The sequence below is a fragment of the Paenibacillus sp. FSL W8-0439 genome, assembly GCF_038008995.1.
GTDB lineage: Bacteria > Bacillota > Bacilli > Paenibacillales > Paenibacillaceae > Paenibacillus > Paenibacillus polymyxa.
Window position 1 is genome coordinate 1,087,222 of the sequence record NZ_JBBPAK010000001.1, and the last position, 19,736, is coordinate 1,106,957.

At 44.0% G+C, this 19,736-nt stretch carries 19 protein-coding genes; 16 read left to right on the plus strand and 3 right to left on the minus strand.

The genetic code is table 11. From position 1 onward, the window contains the following. Positions 1–15 precede the first annotated feature (15 nt). Positions 16–1,323, plus strand: a complete 1,308-nt coding sequence (locus MKX36_RS04725) for an MFS transporter (protein WP_019686267.1) — start codon at positions 16–18, stop codon at positions 1,321–1,323. 84 nt (positions 1,324–1,407) lie between these two features. Here MKX36_RS04725 and MKX36_RS04730 read toward each other — a convergent pair whose 3' ends face one another. Genes MKX36_RS04730 through MKX36_RS04740 form a run of 3 tightly spaced genes read right to left on the minus strand, consistent with a single transcriptional unit; the run spans position 1,408 to position 3,985 of the window. Further along, positions 1,408–2,106, minus strand: a complete 699-nt coding sequence (locus MKX36_RS04730) for a hypothetical protein (RefSeq protein ID WP_340864302.1) — start codon at positions 2,104–2,106, stop codon at positions 1,408–1,410. Positions 2,107–2,141: 35 nt separating this feature from the next. Beyond that, positions 2,142–3,077, minus strand: coding sequence for an ABC transporter permease (locus MKX36_RS04735; protein WP_017426299.1), 936 nt, complete (start codon positions 3,075–3,077; stop codon positions 2,142–2,144). Then, on the minus strand, positions 3,074–3,985 hold the full coding sequence (locus MKX36_RS04740) for an ABC transporter ATP-binding protein (RefSeq protein ID WP_017426300.1): 912 nt from the start codon (positions 3,983–3,985) through the stop codon (positions 3,074–3,076). The genes MKX36_RS04735 and MKX36_RS04740 overlap by 4 nt, the downstream gene beginning before the upstream one ends. Positions 3,986–4,131: 146 nt before the next feature. Here MKX36_RS04740 and MKX36_RS04745 point away from each other — a divergent pair, with 146 nt between their 5' ends. From MKX36_RS04745 to MKX36_RS04815, 15 genes are all read left to right on the plus strand, one after another. After that, complete coding sequence (locus MKX36_RS04745) at positions 4,132–5,916, plus strand: hybrid sensor histidine kinase/response regulator transcription factor (RefSeq protein WP_340864303.1); 1,785 nt, start codon at positions 4,132–4,134, stop codon at positions 5,914–5,916. A 490-nt stretch (positions 5,917–6,406) separates the two neighbouring features. Continuing rightward, positions 6,407–6,853 carry a tellurite resistance TerB family protein gene (locus MKX36_RS04750; protein ID WP_013369616.1) on the plus strand — a complete coding sequence of 149 codons (447 nt, stop codon included), beginning with the start codon at positions 6,407–6,409 and terminating at the stop codon, positions 6,851–6,853. A 28-nt stretch (positions 6,854–6,881) separates the two neighbouring features. Next, complete coding sequence (locus tag MKX36_RS04755; protein WP_017426303.1) at positions 6,882–7,475, plus strand: TerD family protein; 594 nt, start codon at positions 6,882–6,884, stop codon at positions 7,473–7,475. Positions 7,476–7,521: 46 nt separating this feature from the next. Continuing rightward, positions 7,522–8,097, plus strand: coding sequence for a TerD family protein (locus tag MKX36_RS04760; RefSeq protein ID WP_016821472.1), 576 nt, complete (start codon positions 7,522–7,524; stop codon positions 8,095–8,097). Positions 8,098–8,128: 31 nt separating this feature from the next. Further along, a complete protein-coding gene (locus MKX36_RS04765; protein WP_013369619.1) occupies positions 8,129–8,710 on the plus strand; it encodes a TerD family protein in 582 nt (193 codons plus the stop codon). A gap of 102 nt (positions 8,711–8,812) precedes the next feature. Continuing rightward, the gene (locus tag MKX36_RS04770) at positions 8,813–10,078 is read left to right on the plus strand and encodes a TerD family protein (protein ID WP_330721316.1); all 1,266 of its coding nucleotides are present in this window, start codon (positions 8,813–8,815) and stop codon (positions 10,076–10,078) included. Positions 10,079–10,104: 26 nt separating this feature from the next. Then, the gene (locus tag MKX36_RS04775) at positions 10,105–10,839 is read left to right on the plus strand and encodes a TerC family protein (RefSeq protein WP_013369621.1); all 735 of its coding nucleotides are present in this window, start codon (positions 10,105–10,107) and stop codon (positions 10,837–10,839) included. Positions 10,840–11,006: 167 nt separating this feature from the next. Next, a complete protein-coding gene (locus MKX36_RS04780; RefSeq protein WP_330721317.1) occupies positions 11,007–12,194 on the plus strand; it encodes an HpcH/HpaI aldolase/citrate lyase family protein in 1,188 nt (395 codons plus the stop codon). Between the two features lie 52 nt (positions 12,195–12,246). Continuing rightward, positions 12,247–13,593, plus strand: a complete 1,347-nt coding sequence (locus MKX36_RS04785; RefSeq protein ID WP_340866073.1) for a phosphoribosyltransferase family protein — start codon at positions 12,247–12,249, stop codon at positions 13,591–13,593. Further along, positions 13,590–14,741 carry a cysteine protease StiP family protein gene (locus MKX36_RS04790; RefSeq protein ID WP_340864304.1) on the plus strand — a complete coding sequence of 384 codons (1,152 nt, stop codon included), beginning with the start codon at positions 13,590–13,592 and terminating at the stop codon, positions 14,739–14,741. Before MKX36_RS04785 ends, MKX36_RS04790 begins: the two co-directional genes overlap by 4 nt. After that, positions 14,738–15,565 (plus strand): HAD family hydrolase, encoded by an 828-nt coding sequence (locus MKX36_RS04795; RefSeq protein WP_340864305.1) that lies wholly within the window; start codon positions 14,738–14,740, stop codon positions 15,563–15,565. Before MKX36_RS04790 ends, MKX36_RS04795 begins: the two co-directional genes overlap by 4 nt. 25 nt (positions 15,566–15,590) lie before the next feature. Then, positions 15,591–16,622 (plus strand): ATP-grasp domain-containing protein, encoded by a 1,032-nt coding sequence (locus tag MKX36_RS04800; protein WP_340864306.1) that lies wholly within the window; start codon positions 15,591–15,593, stop codon positions 16,620–16,622. Between the two features lie 58 nt (positions 16,623–16,680). Beyond that, positions 16,681–17,361 (plus strand): hypothetical protein, encoded by a 681-nt coding sequence (locus MKX36_RS04805; protein ID WP_017426310.1) that lies wholly within the window; start codon positions 16,681–16,683, stop codon positions 17,359–17,361. Between the two features lie 96 nt (positions 17,362–17,457). Next, complete coding sequence (locus tag MKX36_RS04810; RefSeq protein WP_016821463.1) at positions 17,458–18,558, plus strand: toxic anion resistance protein; 1,101 nt, start codon at positions 17,458–17,460, stop codon at positions 18,556–18,558. Positions 18,559–18,897: 339 nt separating this feature from the next. Next, positions 18,898–19,446, plus strand: a complete 549-nt coding sequence (locus tag MKX36_RS04815; protein WP_016821461.1) for a hypothetical protein — start codon at positions 18,898–18,900, stop codon at positions 19,444–19,446. Positions 19,447–19,736 lie beyond the last annotated feature (290 nt).

The following is a 19,736-nucleotide window of genomic DNA, read 5'->3' on the forward strand; positions in this document are numbered from 1 at the left end:
GAATAGGGGGATCTCATGAATCAGCCAAAGGAATTTTCGTTTTATGCTCGCCGGAACCTATTTATTTTTTCTGTGACTAGGCTTATATCGGAGCTAGGAAGTTCGATTTTTAAGTTTGCTTTAAGTCTATATATTTTGGATATCACTGGGTCGGCCACTGTATTTTCAATGGTGTTAGGCTTGTCCATTCTGCCCGGAGTATTTGTTAATATTTTTGCAGGTGTAGTTATAGACCGGAGTAATAAGAAAAAAGTGCTTGTCATTACCGAGATATTAAGCGGAATAGCGCTACTAATCTTTTTACCCATTTTCTTGTTGGATTCAACCAATGTTATGTTGCTTGCCGTGTTTTCCGTTATATTAAGCCTTATTCAATCATTTACGTTCTTAACGCTGAACGCCTCAATTCCTAACTTAGTGGAAAGAGACAACGTTCATAGCGTAAACTCTTCCTATCAAAGTATAGGAGCAATCATAAATGTACTGGGTCCGATCCTGGGTGCCATAACTTATCGAGCTTGGGGCTTGGAAACGATTGTGATGATTAACGGAATAACATTTATTTCGGCCGGATTGATGCAACTATGGTTACAATTTAGGAAAACTGATGAACAAACGGTATCCTCAAGTTATTTAGACAGTGTCAAAGATGTGTTTGCGTATATAAACAAGCAAAAAGCCATAATGTATTTACTTGTTATCTTTGTTGGTATCAATTTTATGCTCGCTCCATTAGTCCAGGTTGTGCTGCCGTATGTGACTTATCAGGAACTTCAACTTTCAGCTCAGCAACTATCTGTTATTCAAGGAGCCTGGTTCGTAGGAGTCATCGCGGGAGCCATTGTGGTTTCACGTCGGAAAGTACATCAATTTGTTATTACCAAAATATTTATCCTGTTTCAGCTTCAAGCCATCTTATTCCTAACATGGTGTTTCCCATTATTGTTTCCCTCAACATCAGGAAGCCTGATACAGATGACGTTCATCTTCATTATGATTTTGGCAGTAACCGGATTTTTTAATTCAATGAGCAATGTTCCCATGATATCTTATGTGCAGCTGTATACTCCAGAACATATCAGAGCCGGGGTGTTTGGTGTAATCAGCTCGATCACTATGCTAGCAACTCCGCTCGGAATCGGGTTGTACGGAATACTATTGGATAGAATCCATTGGGTATACCTTCCTCTGGCATCGGGAATAGTTGCTCTGGTGATGGGGATCATGGCTCATAAGAACAAAGCATTACGTAACTTTTTCAGTCAAAATGCCGAACCAGTCCTTAATAGCGTAGGTGAAAAAGAACGAGTATCAGCATTATAAACTGAATTTCTGCTCATGATGATGTGATTGAAGGACCTGATGTTAATGGAAAGGCCAACTTATGTTGGCCTTTTGGTCTTTCAGTTATTTTTTGCTTTGAGTCACTTTCCCCTTCACATCACCGATGCTTACTTTTCCATTGCCGCTCTGAATAATGACAACATCTTTTGCAACTTGATCAATATCCAGAGAGCCGTCACCTAACTCAATATATGCAGTACCCCCTATTTTATCTGCTTGAATATGTCCGTTTACATTTTCAATATTGACATCAGATGAGCTATTTTGAATAGTAATCCCACCATCTCTGTTGGTTAAATCAATGGCTCCACCGATTTCTTTAAGCGTGATATTACCATTCACATTTTCAATGCTTACATCCGAGGCTAAATTCGTTACTTGAATATCTCCATCTCTATGCGGATGTTTAATTTCTAGTTTTAATTGTTCCGGAATGGTTAGCTTGACATCAACTGTTTGGGGACCTGTTGACATGAATTGTCCCTCGAAAAAAGTATTAAGAGTAGCTACACCATCTTTTCCCTCCAGACTTAATTTTAGCTTATCCATGTTGCTGCCATTAGCAACGACACTGACTTGTATTTTATCTGTATTCTTGTTTCCGACAACTTCAATTTGACCGTTGCTATTATCTAGAACTAAGCTGGAAATACCGGCAGATGATAATTCAAGTTCCTTGTTTAAAGATGTTGCAGGTTTGGATGAACAGGCTGTAATTAACAGTAACATTGAGATCATCACTAAAGTAGTGAGCCATTTCATTACAATCACTCCGTTTCAGAATAGTTAGTATAGATTTAGATTACATCCCGTTTTGTAAAAATAGGATATGAAACGAGATGCATAGCGACCAGATGAAGTAGAAGGAGGAACAGTGAGAAGCCCAAGGTCATTCCTTCCACTGGCGTCGTTCCAAAAAAATAAGGATTGAGATCTGTACTGGAAAACACAAAGTATTTTGTCCAAGGCCATCCATTCATGGTGATACTCAGGACGAATCCTGCTATAGCTGCCAGCATAGAGAACACAATAGAAAATGTAACACTGCGAAATGCTGCAGAAATCATAAATGCAAATGTCAACACGATAACCATAAAAGGTATATTAAATAAAAACCCTCCTAACAAGGCTTGAATCATATCTGCCTGCTGAATGGTTTGATCCTTGACGAAGAAGTAGGGATCGCCGATCCCCTTAAAGCCAAACATTAATCCACCGAAAAATATGGCAGCCAGAAAAGTAAGCAAAACCAAAAATATTCCAAACAAGAGAGTTGCAATATATTTAGAAAAATAAATTTTTGAGCGTGTAGCTGAACGTGTCAGTAAAAATTTGATTGTACCGGCAGAAAACTCAGAGGCTACAATATCGCCAGCCACGATAAGAGCTAAAAGAGAGATACCTACAATTAAATTTCTGGATTGGCTCACTGTAAAACTCCAAGCATTGGATTGAGGAGCGATGTTATGGTCCAAATAATACTGATTCATCAAAATTTTTTCTGCTGCCATTTTTTTCTCAATGGGTAGAGCGTCTGACTTTGCTGCATCTCTCGTTAGCTTTGAATTTTCATGCTGTAAGAGTGTTTTCCAGCCTTCATTGTACTCAGTCATACCAGAACTTTTTAAATTAGCCATCTGGATTAATACATACAAAATAAGCAGTATGATGATAAGCCAGGTACGTTTACGCTTATAAATCTTCATGTTTTCATTGCGAATTAACTGAATCACTTTTCAATTCCCCCTGTGATTTCAATGAATTTATCCTCTAGTGTCTGTTTCGTAATCTGAACGCTGTATATGTTCACCCCCGTATCCATAAGTTTCTTTGTAATACCCGGAATTTGATCCTTTGTAATGTCAACTTGTAGAGTTTGTTGATCTGCAATAATTTCTTTCCCCGCCAGCATGGACTGGAATACAGGAAGAGCCAATTCGGGTCTGTCTACTTCAAACCGAACAGGAGCAAGCCGATTATCCATCATCTCAGCTACATTATGGATACCAATCAGTTTTCCCTTATTTAAAATCGCTACCTGATCACACATCAGTTCCATTTCAGCCATAAGATGGCTAGAAATAAGAACACCAACGCCTTCTTTTTGAGACAGATTGATTAAATGTTCCCGAAGCTCTCTTATTCCTGCTGGGTCTAAACCATTGGTAGGCTCATCAAGTACAAGTAAGGAAGGTTTATGGGCCAGTACAACGGCTAATCCCAGTCGCTGCTTCATTCCTAGAGAGTAAGTTCCCACTTTCTTATCAATGCTGTCCTCAAGTCCGACGAGCGAGATTACTTCCTGAATACGTTCCGAAGAAACCCCTGGAGACATTCTTGAGAAATGAATCAGATTGTCATAGCCGGATAAATATTTGTACAGATCTGGATTTTCGACGATAACTCCAACATGTCTCATTGCCTTTTCAAAGGAGCGATCAATATCTTGGCCGTGGATAAATACTTGGCCTCCCGATTTTGAACTTAACCCCACGATCATCCGAATAGTGGTCGTCTTGCCCGCTCCATTTGGGCCAACAAGACCCATGATTTCCCCCGCCTTTACATCCAAGGACAGTCCTTCAACAATGGTTTTCTTTCCAATCTTTTTACTTAAATTACGAATCTGTAATAGTGACAACAACAATTCCCTCCCCGCCAACAGTTTGATTGTCTATAAAGTATCAGGAGTGCAGTCATACTCCCTAGTGACAAAATGTCATGACCTTGTTATGATGTGAAAAGATTGAAAAAATTACCTTAATTTAAGAAGAATGGGGTACTTACATGCTTGGATGCAATATGCGCTGGTCTTGGCAGGAATGGATTGTTGCTGTATTCCGAATCTTGTGGTTGATTTGCTTTGTTTTGCTATCGTATCAAGACCGCCCATCTTTCCCTTTCACTGTTGTATTTATCTCTGTTCTCGTTTGCTATTCAATACCTTTGTTCATTGATCGAATTCATTACCGCTGGTATTTGTTGGCGGAAGTATTTCTAGTGGGTGGAATTTCTTTGCTATTTGCTCATCAATATGAGCTTGTCCGACTGTTTCTGCCAGCTGTTTTTACGATTTCGTTTTATAGCCGTGGCCGTTCACATGCGGTAACTTTACCTCTTGCGTTGGTGATGTTTTGCCTGGGAGGAAGAGGGGCGTTTCATTGGACGATAGAAGACGTATTCCAGAACCTAGTGGATGCTTCGTTTGTATACGGTATTGGTTTCGGATTACAAATGGCATTTCGTTCTATAGATCGGATCAAACAAAAACTCGAATTAATAAAAAAGCAGTATCAAACCCTGGAGCAGTATTCGACTCAGGTTGAACAAATGACACTATTGGAAGAAAGATACCGCATGGCTCGCGAGCTGCATGACTCGATTGGCCATACATTCACTTCCATTATCTTAGGTATGGAAACATTACGTCCTTATATCTCTTCTGAAGAGGGGACTGAAAGATTGCAGTCTGTTCTTCAACTTGGTCGCACAGGGCTCGAAGATATCCGAAAGCAAGTTCATCAGATGGACCCTATGGAGGAGGATCCATCTTTGGATCTATCCTTGCTAAATATCATTAATGAATTTAAAAAGAATACTGCCATTCGAGTTGTGTTCAGAACGATGGGGGAGCCGCTTCCTGTCATAAAACAGTCAAAACTGACCTTGTACCGCTGTTTACAAGAATTATTGACTAATGCCAGCCGACATGGGCATGCCAATTCTATTCAGGTGCTTCTTCACTACGACCGTAACCAGATCATTTTGCAGGTGCAGGACAATGGGAAGGGAAGTGACGAAATTAAGTTCGGGTTTGGTCTTTCAGGAATGAAAGAGCGGCTTTCGTCTCTTCAAGGCAAGCTATACCTTCATTCCAAAGAAGGCGAAGGAACGATTGTGACCTGTTCTATACCATTGCTTCAGGATACAGATGTTAGTAATCCAGAGATCAAGGTATTGTTGGTGGATGATCAATTACTCATTCGGGACAGTTTAGGCCTGTTGCTCAAAAACGAACCTGATTTTCGAATTCAAACGGCGGAAGACGGAAACGTTGCTGTAGATCAATGTGCCAGCGACCCGCCAGACGTTGTATTAATGGATGTACATATGCCCCAGATGGACGGTATTACTGCGACGAAGCTAATTAAAGAAAGCTGGCCTAACATACGTGTAATTATGATCACCACCTTTGATGACATTTCGTATGCTACGAAATCACTTGCTTTGGGTGCTGAAGGTTATGTACTAAAATCAATTGATCCAAGAGAGCTGGCTAATACGATACGGCTAGTGCATCACGGAGGAACGATGATAACCCAAGAAGTAGCAAGTACATTGTTTCAGCAAATGACAGGGACGATGAAGAATCCTTATGGACTGACAGAGCGGGAGTTGGAAATTCTGCATTGTTTAACTGAAGGACACCGTTATAAAGCAATTGCAAGCAAGGTTCACTTGTCTGAAGGAACGGTTCGAAACTATATTTCGACCATATACTCAAAAATGCAAGTGCAAAGCCGTGACGAAGCGATTGAAAAAGCTAAAACAGAGTTGCTTACAGACTCTTAATAAAATGCAAGATGTGTAGACAGTGCGCATCACTTGTTTAAACAACGTGAAAGAGATATCCTACATTAGACAGAGTTTTTCAGCTTCGGAATTAAAAGAGTAGCTATATACGACCGAACCTAATAGATTGAAGCGAAAATAGCGTCGTCCTAAATTTGGTCGACGCTATTTTTGTATGCTGTGATCCGCAAGTATGTGCAACGTTTACCTTAGCAAAACCGTATATGTAGAATAGCAACTGTATTTTGTTGCATATCCATAGAAGTCTACCATACTACAAACTTGCATTTGCGCTATCAAATGGGTGATAATGGAAGAGATACTTTCGACAGAAAATAGGGCTAAAGATAGAGAGGATACCTACAAAAGGTAGATCGGATTTACCGCATTTTTGTATATTATTGTAGAATAAGATCGTAATTCAGGTTATAGTAAAGGAAGAAATTAACTAGGATAGATTATACCCAAATACGTAATTGTGGAGGGAAATATGAGTACATTTAAAAATTGGTTGAATACAACTAAAAAAGGACTGGGCGACCAGGTTAAGAAATTTAAGAACAAAGATTTTATGGAAGCTGTTGTTGCAGGTTGTGCATTAGTGGCATTTGCCGACGGTACTATTAGTCCGGAAGAAAAAACAAAAATGGCCGGATACATAAATATCAGTGAGGAATTGAAAGTGTTTGATATGGGTGAGGTCATCAACCGTTTCAATCACTATGTAGCAAACTTTGAATTTTCACCTGAAATCGGCAAACAGGAAGCGTTAAAAGCGATTGGTAAATTAAAAGGCAAGCCTGAAGTAGGTCGACTTGTCGTCGGCGTATGCAGTGCCATTGGTGCAGCTGACGGTGACTTTGATGCCAATGAGCAACGGATTGTTGCTGAGATTTGTGGTGCGCTTGGTTTGAATCCGTCTGAATTTAGTCTGTAAATTTTATGGAAGGGAGGTGTGTTAATCAGTGGCTGTAATTAATCTGGTCAAGGGCCAGAAAATTGATTTGACCAAGGGAAACACAGGACTAACCAAGGTTATAGCCGGATTGGGATGGGACCCCGTGCAGTCCAAAGGATTTTTTGGTTTCAAGAAGCAACCCAATATTGATTGTGATGCTTCTGCCATTTTGCTGGATGCCAACGGGAAACTAACTCAATCTGACAATGTAGTATGCTTCCATAATAAAAAAAGCCCGTGCGGCTCAGTCGTGCATTCCGGTGATAATCTGACCGGAGAAGGTGACGGCGATGATGAACAAATTATGATTGACCTGGCACGGATTCCGGCCAATGTCGATAAAGTGCTTGTTGTTGTGAATATATATGATTGCGTAAACCGGAAACAGGATTTCGGCATGATCGAGAAAGCGTATATCCGCATTCTGGACGGTGCTAATTCTAAGGAACTGGTGACGTTTAATTTATCTGATAATTTTGAGGGAATGACTGCACTGATCTGCGGAGAACTCTATCGCCATAACGACGAATGGAAGTTTGCTGCAATCGGTGCAGGCACCCATGCCGTACATATTGATGTGCTGGCTCAGCGTTATATGTAATTTTAGATTGCTCATACAAAACTAATGAGAAACGGGGTACTTACTCATGGCAATTAACTTATCTAAAGGTCAAAAAATCGATTTGACGAAAACAAACCCAGGCTTGTCCAAAATCACGGTTGGTCTCGGCTGGGACACCAATAAGTACGATGGCGGTAAAGATTTTGACTTGGACGTATCCGTATTTTTGGCGAATGCGGACGGCAAAGTGGAAACGGAAAAGAACTTCGTCTTCTTTAATAATCCACAAAACGAGAACGGTTCTGTCGTTCATACCGGAGATAACCGCACAGGTGAAGGTGACGGAGATGACGAGCAAATTAAAGTTGATCTGAGCAATGTACCTGCTAACGTAGAAAAAATCGCTTTTACGATTACGATCTATGATGCACAAGAACGCAGCCAAAACTTTGGACAAGTGTCCCGTGCCTACGCACGTATCGTAAATGAGGCAAACAATGAAGAATTGGTTCGCTTTGATCTGGGAGAAGATTTTTCGATCGAAACAGGCGTCGTGGTAGGCGAGTTGTATCGCCATAGCGGTGAGTGGAAGTTCAATGCCATTGGCAGCGGTTACCAGGATGGTCTTGCAGGCTTGACACGTGATTACGGCTTAGCTTAAAAAATCTACACAAAGAAGGCAGGTATGCAGTATGACGATTAGTCTTTCCAAAGGACAACGTATTGATCTGACCAAAACGAATCCAGGCTTGACTCGTGTTGTCGTAGGTCTTGGCTGGGATACCAATAAATATAGTGGCGGCGCAGAATTTGACTTGGATGCTTCGGCTTTCCTGCTATATGAGGACGGTAAAGCGAAGGCAGCTGACGATTTTGTATTCTACAATAACCCAACAGGTGGAGCGGGTGCTGTTACTCATACAGGCGATAACCGCACAGGTGAGGGCGACGGGGATGACGAGCAAATTATTATTGATTTTGCAAAGATTCCTGCAAATATCCATCGTATCGGAATTACAGTTACGATTTATGACTATGAGGCACGTGCGCAAAACTTTGGACAAGTGTCCAATGCCTTTGTACGTGTGGTAGATGCGGCAACGGATCGTGAAGTGTTGCGCTACGATTTGGGAGAGGATTTCTCCACCGAAACAGCTGTGGTATTCTGTGAATTTTACCGTCACAATGCAGACTGGAAATTCCAGGCTATCGGTAGTGGTTTTGCTGGTGGATTGGGTGCGCTTGCTAAAAACTATGGCTTGGACGCTCAATAATATCCACATGGGGGTGGTGTCCAAAGGGCGCTACCTCTTTCTTTTTAAGCCATTGAAGGGCGTACGCTGAACACGACAAACGGACAGAAAGGTGACACAATCATGGCTGTTATCGTAGTAAAGGGGCAGAAGGTGGATTTGACCAAAACGAATCCGGGCCTGAGCCATGTCAACATAGGGATCGGTTGGGAGTCCTCAGCGGCTCTGGAACTTGATACTTCTGCATTTTTGCTGGGCCCTGGAGGGAAAGTATCAGGCGATGAGGATCTGATCTTTTACAATAATCCGACTACACCTTTTATCACCTATTCAGATGGACAACAGTTTGGTGACAAGAAACAATTTTCCCTGGACCTAACCAGAATACCTTCACATATCGAGAAGATTGCGTTTACGCTGACCATTTATGATGCGGATCAGAAACGGCAAAATTTTGGACAGGTTCAAGGCGGATTTATACGTTTTGCTCATCCGATAAGTGGAGAGGTTTTACGATTTAATTTGGATAGTGGCTTTACAGTCGAGACGGCCATTGTAATAGGCGAGCTGTACCGCCATAACGGTGAATGGAAATTTAATGCGATAGGCGCAGGTTTTTCTGGTGGATTGGATGCGTTGTGTGAAAATTTCGGCATTGAAGTGGAAAATAATCCGGCCCCTCCGGTGCCGGTGCCTACACCACCTCCAGCACCTCGACCAGCACCCACACCGCCGCCTGCACCTCCTGTTCCAAAGCCAGAGCCGTCTGCAGCTCCGGTAAATCTGAATCTGCGGAAAATTGAGCTGAAGAAAAAGGGCGATACCATTAACCTGAAAAAAGGCTCAGGAGGATTGGGTGAAATCCTAATCAATTTGAACTGGAATCAGGTACAGCAGAGCAAGGGCTTTTTCAGTCGTGGCTCCAAGGGTGTCGATCTGGACCTGGGCTGCTTGTATGAGATGAAGAACGGGGATAAAGGTGTCGTTCAGGCGCTTGGGGAAGTTTTCGGTTCTCTAAATCGCTTCCCGTACATTGCTCTGGATGGTGACGACCGTACGGGCTCTGTGAAAACAGGGGAAAATCTCCGTATTAATGGGGCTAAAATTTCTGAAATTAAGCGAATTTTGGTGTTTACCTTCATTTATGAAGGAGTCACGAACTGGTCACAAGCAGACGGGGTAGTCACGCTGTACCAGAAGGACGGGCCAGACATTATCGTTCATATGAATGAACATGACAATCGCAAAGGGATGTGTGCGATTGCAATGATCCAAAATGTGAACGATGAAACGTTTAGTATTGAGAGACTCGTACAGTTTTATGGCGGTCATCGTGAAATGGATCAGGCATATAACTGGGGCATGCGCTGGACGCAGGGTAGTAAATAAATTGAATTATCGGAGGCACTCTTTTCATGTTGAATGATTTATTTAAAAATATCAGCGAGAACTACGGGCATTTCTTTTCATGGAGTGATGTGGTAGGTACGCTTACTGACCCGGTGAGTTGGGGGATTATTGGAACTCTCATTTTGCTGGAAGGTCTTTTGTCGGCGGATAACGCCTTGGTTCTCGCAGTTATGGTTAAGCATTTACCAAAAGAGCAGCAGAAGAGAGCCTTATTTTACGGGATTTTAGGTGCGTATATATTCAGGTTTCTGGCCATCGGCTTGGGTACCTTCCTGATTAAGTTCACGCTGATTAAGGTGCTGGGTGCGGCTTATCTGCTCTACATCGCTTACAAGGGCTTATTCAAGTCCGAGGGTGATGGGGAAGTGAAAAACAAACCTACTTCTTTCTGGAAAACCGTATTAATGGTCGAACTGATGGATATTGCCTTCAGTATTGACAGTGTCATTGCCGCTTTTGGTGTGAGCGAGAAAGTATGGGTTCTGTTCCTGGGTGGTATACTCGGCGTTCTGATGATGCGTGGTGTTGCACAAGTGTTCCTCAAGCTCATTGATAAATTTCCGGAACTGGAACAGACAGCCTTTATTATGATCGCCATTATTGGGGGTAAAATGTTGGCTGCTGCTTTTGGCTTTCATATGTCGCAAGTATTATTCTTCGGCATTTTGATTGCCGTCTTTGTAGGCACAATGATTCTTAGCTCGGCGAAAAGAAAGAAAAAGGCCGACAAAGAGGCTTAATGTACAAAGTATAGCGAAATCCCTCCTGAAACTAAGGGGGGATTTCTTTTATACCCAAGGCACAGGGCTTCAGTCAGGCGAGATAGAGCAAGAGGAGGGGAAGGGCCCTGAAATATTTTAATGATTTAACCTCTGAGGAAGTAGAAGCGATCTTCTGTACTCCACCGATGGAGTTTCATAACCGTTCACCCAAAAATATATTGGCTTATGCCATAGGAGCGGCTTTGTACATGCCGGCAACCCGCTCGGAAGTAGCGCAAGAGATCAAAAATGGAAAGCATGAAGGACTAACCACAGTCATTCTGGACTTGGAGGATGCTATAGGGGATCAGCAGGTCGGACAGGCCGAAGAATCGCTGGCACAGCAACTGCTTCAACTCTTGTCCTATGTACGGACAGGGGTGATGAGTGAACAGCAATTACCTTTGCTGTTTGTACGTGTGCGCTCTGTGGAGCAGCTGGAACGACTGCTGAACAGTTTGGGAGAAACCCTGGCGCTGCTCACGGGCTTTGTCCTCCCCAAGTTCTCTTCTGATAATGGACGGGCGTATTTTGCACTCATTGCTGAATATAACCGGACTATGCATACAGGGGCAGGGGACGCAAGCCGTACGCCTGTGTTGTATGGATTGCCGATTCTTGAAAGCTCTAAAATTATTTATCGGGAAACTCGTTGGAAAGAACTGCTGGCGATTAAAGAAATTTTGGACGAGGTTCAGGAATATGTGCTGAATGTACGAATTGGGGCCACCGATTTCTCCAGTCTGTATGGGCTGAGACGCAGCCCGGATATTACGATTTATGAAATTGCCGTCATTCGGGATTGTATCGCAGATATTATTAACTTGTTCGGACGCGTGGACTCGGATTATGTTGTTTCCGGTCCTGTATGGGAGTATTTCTCTCACCGAGAACGTATCTTTAAACCTCAATTAAGAGTATCGCCCTTCGAAGACGCATTTGGGAAGCCGGGACGCTACTTGCGAATGGACTTCATCTCAGATGCAGTGGACGGACTGATTCGCGAAGTCATGATGGATAAGGAGAATGGGATTATCGGCAAAACGATCATTCATCCGTCCCACATTAAGCCGGTACAGGCCATGTATGCGGTGACCCATGAAGAGTATATGGATGCACTTGAAATTGTTGAACGTAACGACGGTAGCCTAGGTGTATTCAAGAGCACCTATGCCAACAAAATGAATGAAATTAAGCCTCATTTGAATTGGGCTTATCGTATTATAAATAGATCTAAAGTATACGGGGTGTTACATGAACAACAACATTTTGTCAGTCTCTTACCCAACCACGAAAACACATCTGTTGCCAATTCTGGAGCAGTTCAGCGTTAAAATTACGGAGACTCATAATCCATTCCGTCTTCCTGTGGACAAGCTGTTTGCAATGGCGGCACGGGTCAATAAAAAGCGTTCGTTTTTGTTTGTCAGCAAGGTGCTGGGCAAGCATATTCCGGTAAATCCATACACCTCTCTGTTAAGTGGGGCGGCACTGGCGATCCTGCTATATAAAGAGCTTGTCCCGCAGTCAGGACAACAGATGGATAAACTGATTGGAGAGGCCGTGAGAGGACTCCTTGACCCGAATTATGCAAAAGAGGCCTATCAAAAGCTGATGGATGAGCGTTTGGCTTTTTCTTTTCCAGAACCGATTAAATTTGTTGGTTTTGCCGAGACCGCTACAGCACTGGGACACAGCATGTATCGGTTGTTTGATGGCGGTGCCACGTATATTCATACGACACGCGAGGATATTCCGGGCCTTCGGCCTATTATTCGGTTTGAAGAAGAGCATTCACATGCTGTTGATCATCGTTGTTATGCACTGAATGAGGATGCTTTTGCCGGAGATGGACCCATTGTGCTGGTAGATGATGAGATTACGACGGGAAAAACGACGCTTAATATTATACGGGATATTCAGGAGCATTTTCCGCGCAAACAGTATGTGATAGCTTCGTTATTGGACTGGCGGACAGACAGCGACGAGCGAGCTTTTGCCGATCTGGAAGCAGAGCTAGATATTAGGATTAAGCCTCTAAGTTTGCTCAAAGGAAAGATAGAAATACAGGGAACACCGATACTGGATCACGCAGAATATGCCGGACAGACCGGGAATGTAGAGCATGCAGCCACTAGCACCGCAGAGGTTAATAAAGATTTTTCTGGAACAATTGACCGCTGTTTTGAAGAGGATGCTTCCGCTTTTGAGCGGATATCACATACCTCCATATCTACCGACGGGTACGCCAATACAGCTCCTTATCTTAAATATACTGGCCGTTTTGGTCTACAATCCGCCGACAATCCAGCGCTGGATGCAGAAATCGCGTACACAGCTGAACGACTGAACCAACTTCGTTCAGGACAACGAACACTGGTAATGGGTACGGGGGAATTCATGTACATTCCAATGCGGATTGCAGCGGAGTTAGGCCCGAACGTATATTATCAGTCCACCACACGCAGCCCGGTGTATCCCCATAGAGAAGAAGGGTATGGCGTCGCAAGTGGTGTGACCTATCCCTCACCTGAGGACAGTACGGTACGCAATTTTATTTATAATGTAGAGCCAGGTCAGTATGACGAAATATTCGTTTTGCTGGAAAGAGAGTCGGACCCAGAGCGAATGAAGCCCATGTTGGAGGCATTGAGCGGTCTGGGCTGTGATAAAGTGCATGTCGTTTATTTTAATGGTTTAACTAGGCAGGAGAGTAAAGGAGCGCGGATATGAAGCAAGCACTTATGGAGCAAATACAGCAGAAGAACATTCATCCGCCCGTACCGCTAGGCAGTTATCCTGCCTCGGATGTCACTTTTTTATTAAAGGATTTGAGCCGGGTTGCGTTGGAAAAAGGGACGGAGGATCGGGAAGAAGCGATACAGTCAGGCGTCCATTATTCAGAAATGCTGCCAGTGGAATACCAGCCCACAGCAGAGTATATTGGATTGTTTCACGAAACGCTTGCCCAATCTGCCGAAAAGGTTGCATTAGCGGCAGCTTCTGTGGCTGAGATGATTGTGAGAAAAAGAGGATTGAACACGGCGATTGTTTCTCTTGCCAGAGCAGGGACGCCTATTGGTATCCTGATCAAGCGTTATATTGACTGGAAGTATGGCGTATCCTTGCCGCATTACAGTATTTCTATTATTCGTGGCAAAGGCATTGACCGGAATGCTATTTTGTACATTCTACAGCAGCATGGGCTGGGGATTGAACTTCAGTTTGTCGATGGCTGGACGGGGAAAGGCGCCATTCGTCAGGTGTTGATCGAGGCCTGCCGTGAGATGAATGCAGATTACGGACTGCGCCTAAATGATGATCTGGCGGTGCTGGCCGATCCGGGTAGCTGCTCGGAGACCTTTGGTACACGAGAAGATTATTTGATCCCGAGCGCTTGTCTGAATTCAACCGTATCAGGTCTGATGAGCCGGACGGTATTACGCGATGATCTGATAGGTCCGGACGACTTTCATGGGGCTAAATTTTATGAATCCTGGCGGTCGGTGGATCAATCCAATACGTTTGTGGATACGGTGTCCGGTTATTTTCAAGCCGTGGCTAAAACGGCGGCTGCCTATGCGGAACAGATGACATTGAATCCGCCTGTCGTGACGTGGCAGGGCTTACGGGATATTGAGGCGATTCAGCAGGCATTTGGGATTCGGGATATTAATCTGGTCAAGCCGGGAGTGGGGGAGACGACTCGCGTACTGCTCCGCAGGGTGCCATGGAAAATTCTGATTGACCGTGAAAATAATCCGAATCTTCAGCATATTATGCTGCTGGCCAAGGATCGTGGAGTGCCTGTTGAGGTATTTGAAGGATTGACCTATTCCTGTTGCGGAATCATCAAGCCGCTCAAGGGGGGACAAGAATGATCTACGCCAGTGACCTGGATCAGACGCTGATTTACTCCAAACGCTCGCTTGGCGTGCCGCTGGAGTCCCCTGGTCTGTTGCCTGCGGAACAGATCGATGGGGCGACGTCGGCCTTTATTTCTGTACAAGCTTTGCAATGGCTCAAGACACTACCGGCAGATGTCATGTTTATGCCTGTGACGACTCGGACCATGGAACAGTATAGACGAATCACCGTGTTTCAGACGGAGCTGGTTCCCGCATATGCCGTGACGAGTAATGGCGGAAACATCATTGTCGGAGGCGAGGTGGACCGAGAGTGGAATCGACGTATTCACGAACAAGTACGCCGCGATGGTGCTCATGCGGAAGAGGCACGTCAGGTGTTCGGACAGGTTCTTCATGAAGACTGGGTCATAAACGAGCGTTTTTGCGATGAACTATTTTATGCTTTTGTAATTGAACGGGATCGGATGCCGCTGGAACAGGTGCTGGAGAAGGCGCGGATGATGCATGAAATGGGCTGGGAGGTATCCATTCAAGGGCGCAAAGTATATCTGGTGCCTGCGGCCGTGAATAAACAGGCAGCCGTGGCGCATATCCGTAACCTCACCAATGGGGGAGCTGTAGTTGCATCCGGTGACTCTTTACTGGACCGTTGTCTGCTGGATTATGCCGACTATGCGATTGCCCCGCGTCATGGTGAATTGTATCGGGAACAGCAGCGGGATAAGCTAGAGGTCAATTACCGATTTACGGAAGTGTCGGGGGTTTATGCAGCAAATGAAATTATGGAATATGTCTATGAAGTGCACGGGAGCGTGTCAGCGGCTCGTACTTCATGATTAAACTAATAGGGGACGTGGCGCTGTGAAGAAGGTCAAAGTGTATTTTAACCGCTGGTTTTCGGTGGTGTATCATTATATGAATGCTATTCGTAACAATGAGGACGGTATTCCGTTCGAGATCTATGCCACACACTCTGATCCGCAGCACATGGCACTGCAGGCCAGTGATGTAGCTGAAGTAGAGCCGCGCACGAGCGGTGTGGAGTATGCACAGTTTTGTGCTGATTTTTGCAGACGCCATGAAATTGATATCTTTATTCCGCGGTGGAATATGCTCGATATTAGCAAGCATCTTTATTTGTTCGACGATATTGGTACAGAAGTAATGGTGTGCCGGGATACCGAACTGCTGGAGCAATTGATGGAGAAGGATCTTTTTTATGAATCTATTCGTCAAAAGGATATTGTCGCCATTCCCGATTATGCCATTGCCAGTAATGCCGAGCAGTTTAGACAGGCTTACGAGTCATTAATGGCACTTGGGCATAAGGTGTGCTTCAAGCCATGTAATGCGGAAGGGGGGATGGGCTTTCGTATCATTGATAATGAACGTGATCCGCTGGAGGAACTGTTCGGCCATGCACTGAATCATATTTCGTTCGAGGAGGCCTATCGCGTATTGTCTTCCACAGAGACGTTTCCCAATTTGATGGTGATGGAACTGCTGGAGGGATACGAATACAGTATCGACTGCTTGGCTGACCGAAACGGAAAATTGTTAGCAGCTGTTCCGCGTAGGAAGGCAGGAGGACGATTACGGCTGCTGGAGCAGCATCCTGAGCTGTTGAAGGTGGCAGAGAAGGTCGCTGAGGCGTATCACATTCCGTACAATTATAACATTCAAGTGAAATATAACGGCGAGCAGGCCAAGTTGCTAGAGATCAATCCGCGGATGTCTGGAGGACTTCATGTATCGTGCTTGTCTGGTATCAATTTTCCTTACCTGGCGGTGAAATCGGCTTTGGGTTATGAAATCGGTTCACTACACCCGCAATACGACATTCTAGCCAGTCACATCGAGCAGCCAATCACGATACGCAAATCCTTACATTGACATAGGCAAATATTGTTTTCTACAATATGGTAAGGGTTTACGTCAGGAGGTATAAGCTATGACTTCTAAAATGTGGGGTGCCACGATTGCTGTGGTCAGCTACCTGATTGCGCTTTTACTAAGTTATTGGTTGCCGTTGTTTGTGTGTCTGGCAATCCCGATCATTTGTATCGGAGGATACAGTGCTGTCATGGCTGTTCGCCATCCTCGTCCTAATCTGACCGGTTCCGTGATTCCGGTGATGCAGGAGCAGGCTGATCAGGCACAGCAACATAAAAAGGAAATCGCCGCACCGCGAGAGTCTATAACAGGACAAGCACGTTTGCCGGATCAGGTGAGCAGTGAATTTGCTCAGGTCATGGAGTATTTGGAAGTACTGGAGGATATGGTGATCTCCGAGGGGCAGAAAGATGCGCTTGATAACGAGATTGTCGAGAAGGCGCTGGCTCTATTTGCACGTTTGCAGCGGGTCATCCCGCTTTTGCATGAATTGAACAATAGTGAAGTGAATCACACGGTTCGGCGATTGATTTTGAAGGACTTGAATGGACTGATTAACCCGTTTCTTCGTCTCAGTGGCGACGCGAAACGGACCAACCGGAGGACGCTACTAAACGGATTGCGAGATGTAGATAGCAAAATATCTGTAATTGTATCCACGGTGGAGCATAAGGACCTGATGGAATTACAGAGCAAAGCAGAGCTTATTCACCAGCGGTACAGCAGCTCCGAATTGTAGGTTATTTTAATAGAATAAAAAATCAGCAGCATAGCTGCTCTGAAAAACACTATTAGCCTTGGGCAACAGTTGTTTTCAGAATAGGAGGTTAGCATCATGGCGACCCCATGGGCTGAATTGAAAAAAGAAGATGAACAAAAGGTGACTGAGGAGGCTTCACAGCTGATTCAAAAGGTATCGCAAAGCGATGTTATGAGTCTGGATACCTTAATGGATGACATTGGCAAGCTGGGGGTTAAAACGCAGGAACGGGCGGGACAAACCCTTAAAATGTTGGATCGTCCGGTAAACGACCTCATGTCCGGTGATCGGGCTGAGGTTTCAAATATGATCTTAAAACTCCGGGATGAATGCGAAACGCTCCAGCAGAGTAAAGATGTAGGTTTTTTTGGCAAGCTCCTGCGTAAAAGCCCGTTGAAAAACTATATCTACAAGTATCAGTCGGTGAAGACGAACATCGAGAAAATCATTACTGCCTTGAGAGATGGTAAGGATAATCTGGAAGAGAATATCGTCAGCATGAGACAGTTGAAGAAGGCTTCCATTGAAGAAATCTACAATTTACAGACGAAAATTGCCTTTGGTAATCGCTTGAAAGAGCTGTTCGAAACCGAGATTGCCAAGCCGGAAAATGAAAATCGTAAGCCTCATCTGGAGCGGGGATTGCGCAAAGTGGTTACTCGCACACAGTCGATGACTGAAATGATTTTGTTATACAATCAGGCGATTGCAGCAACGGATATTATTAATGATAACAATGATAAACTGATTGATTCTGTTAATAATGCGATTGATAAAACATCGAATCTGATCACCGTATCGGCTATGATCGCGATGGCACTGGCGGACCAAGATAAAATTATTTCAGCCGTTGATGCGACTAACCGTACGATTGAGGATCAATTCAAGGAAAATGCGAAGCTTCTCAAAACGACGACCGAGAGAACAACGGATCTGCTTAGCAAGCCTTCTATGTCATTGGAGGCTGTGAATCAGGCGATTGGTGATTTGGTATCTGCTTTGGATCTGTCTGAAAAATCGAACCGTCGAATTATTGAAAGTTGCCACGATTATACAAGTAAAATGACAGCAATCAATGCCAATCTTAGCCAGCGTTTGGGCATCGAAGGGAAAGAACAATCCAAACCACTGAAGGACAACCATTCTTCTGAGGGGCTAAGTTCGTTTTTGAACTGATAACTAATATTCAATAACACAATAATCTATGAAAAAAGACGCCAGGGTGATTCCCAAAGGCGTCTTTCTTTGGTTTGGCAGCGGAGCATAAAGGACATGATGAACATATATAGCATTCTCGTGCATAAACTCTTAAAAAGTGAAATGACAAAGGAGAGAATGAGCGTATGATGTCCTTTATTTTGGGGTGTGTGATTGTCTTTTTACTCGTGGCTGCCAGTAGTGAAAAAGCAGACTCTATTGTGGAGTTAAATGAAACTGTGAAATAAAATTTTTTATTGAAAATCATGCATTTTCTGATAGGATAGAGTTAAATATTGGAATCCCAAAGGAGAATGCATGCTGGAATTTTCATTTGAAATCATCGATGAATCGAAAATCAACATTGTATATCAGTATGGGAGCAGCAGCTTCAATTTTAATTTATTTTTTAACTACGGTGTGTGGACGCTACATCCCTTTGATGGGATTCTGCTGCAAAACAAGGAAATGTGCCGTCTGATCGTTACGGATCTGTTTAAAAACAAAGATTTTCATGTCATGCTGGCACGTGAAAATATTTTATTGTCAACCCTGCGTACCTCTATTGATCTCAATCCCGAAACTCGGGGAGAGCGATATCAGGAACAGGATTTTGATGAGCTGTCTGAATTTGCTGAGACACACAGCTTTGAAGATGTGCTGCAAATCGAACAGGATTCCATTCGCGAGCGTATGGATTTTTTCCAAAACATTATCCAAAGGATGTATATGGAAGGATTCGGTCCGGAAGACAATGATTTTAACAAGGTGCAAGCGATTCTCCGCATTTATAAGGCTGCACATGACCAACTCGGAGAATTGAGCGACTTTCCTCTAAGTGGCGACGAGCGACGACGCAGATGGTAGATTAGACGAGTTCCCGTCATGGCTGCAAGAAGCAAAGGAAAAGCGCATTTATTAAAATAAAAAAGAGAGAGTCCCATGAATAAAATCCACGGAACTCTCTCTTTTTTTGTAGATCAGTTACAAAGCGGCAGGACAAGTGATTTACTCTTGGTCTAATTCACTCCTACACCTACTCTAAAACATGTAGAAGCTCTATTGGCGGTTGCCAGCGGAGCGGGCAGAATTGTTCTGGTGAAGCGAAGCGTTTGGAAGAACAATCTGCACGCGCAGCGCCCACCAACTGCAAGAAA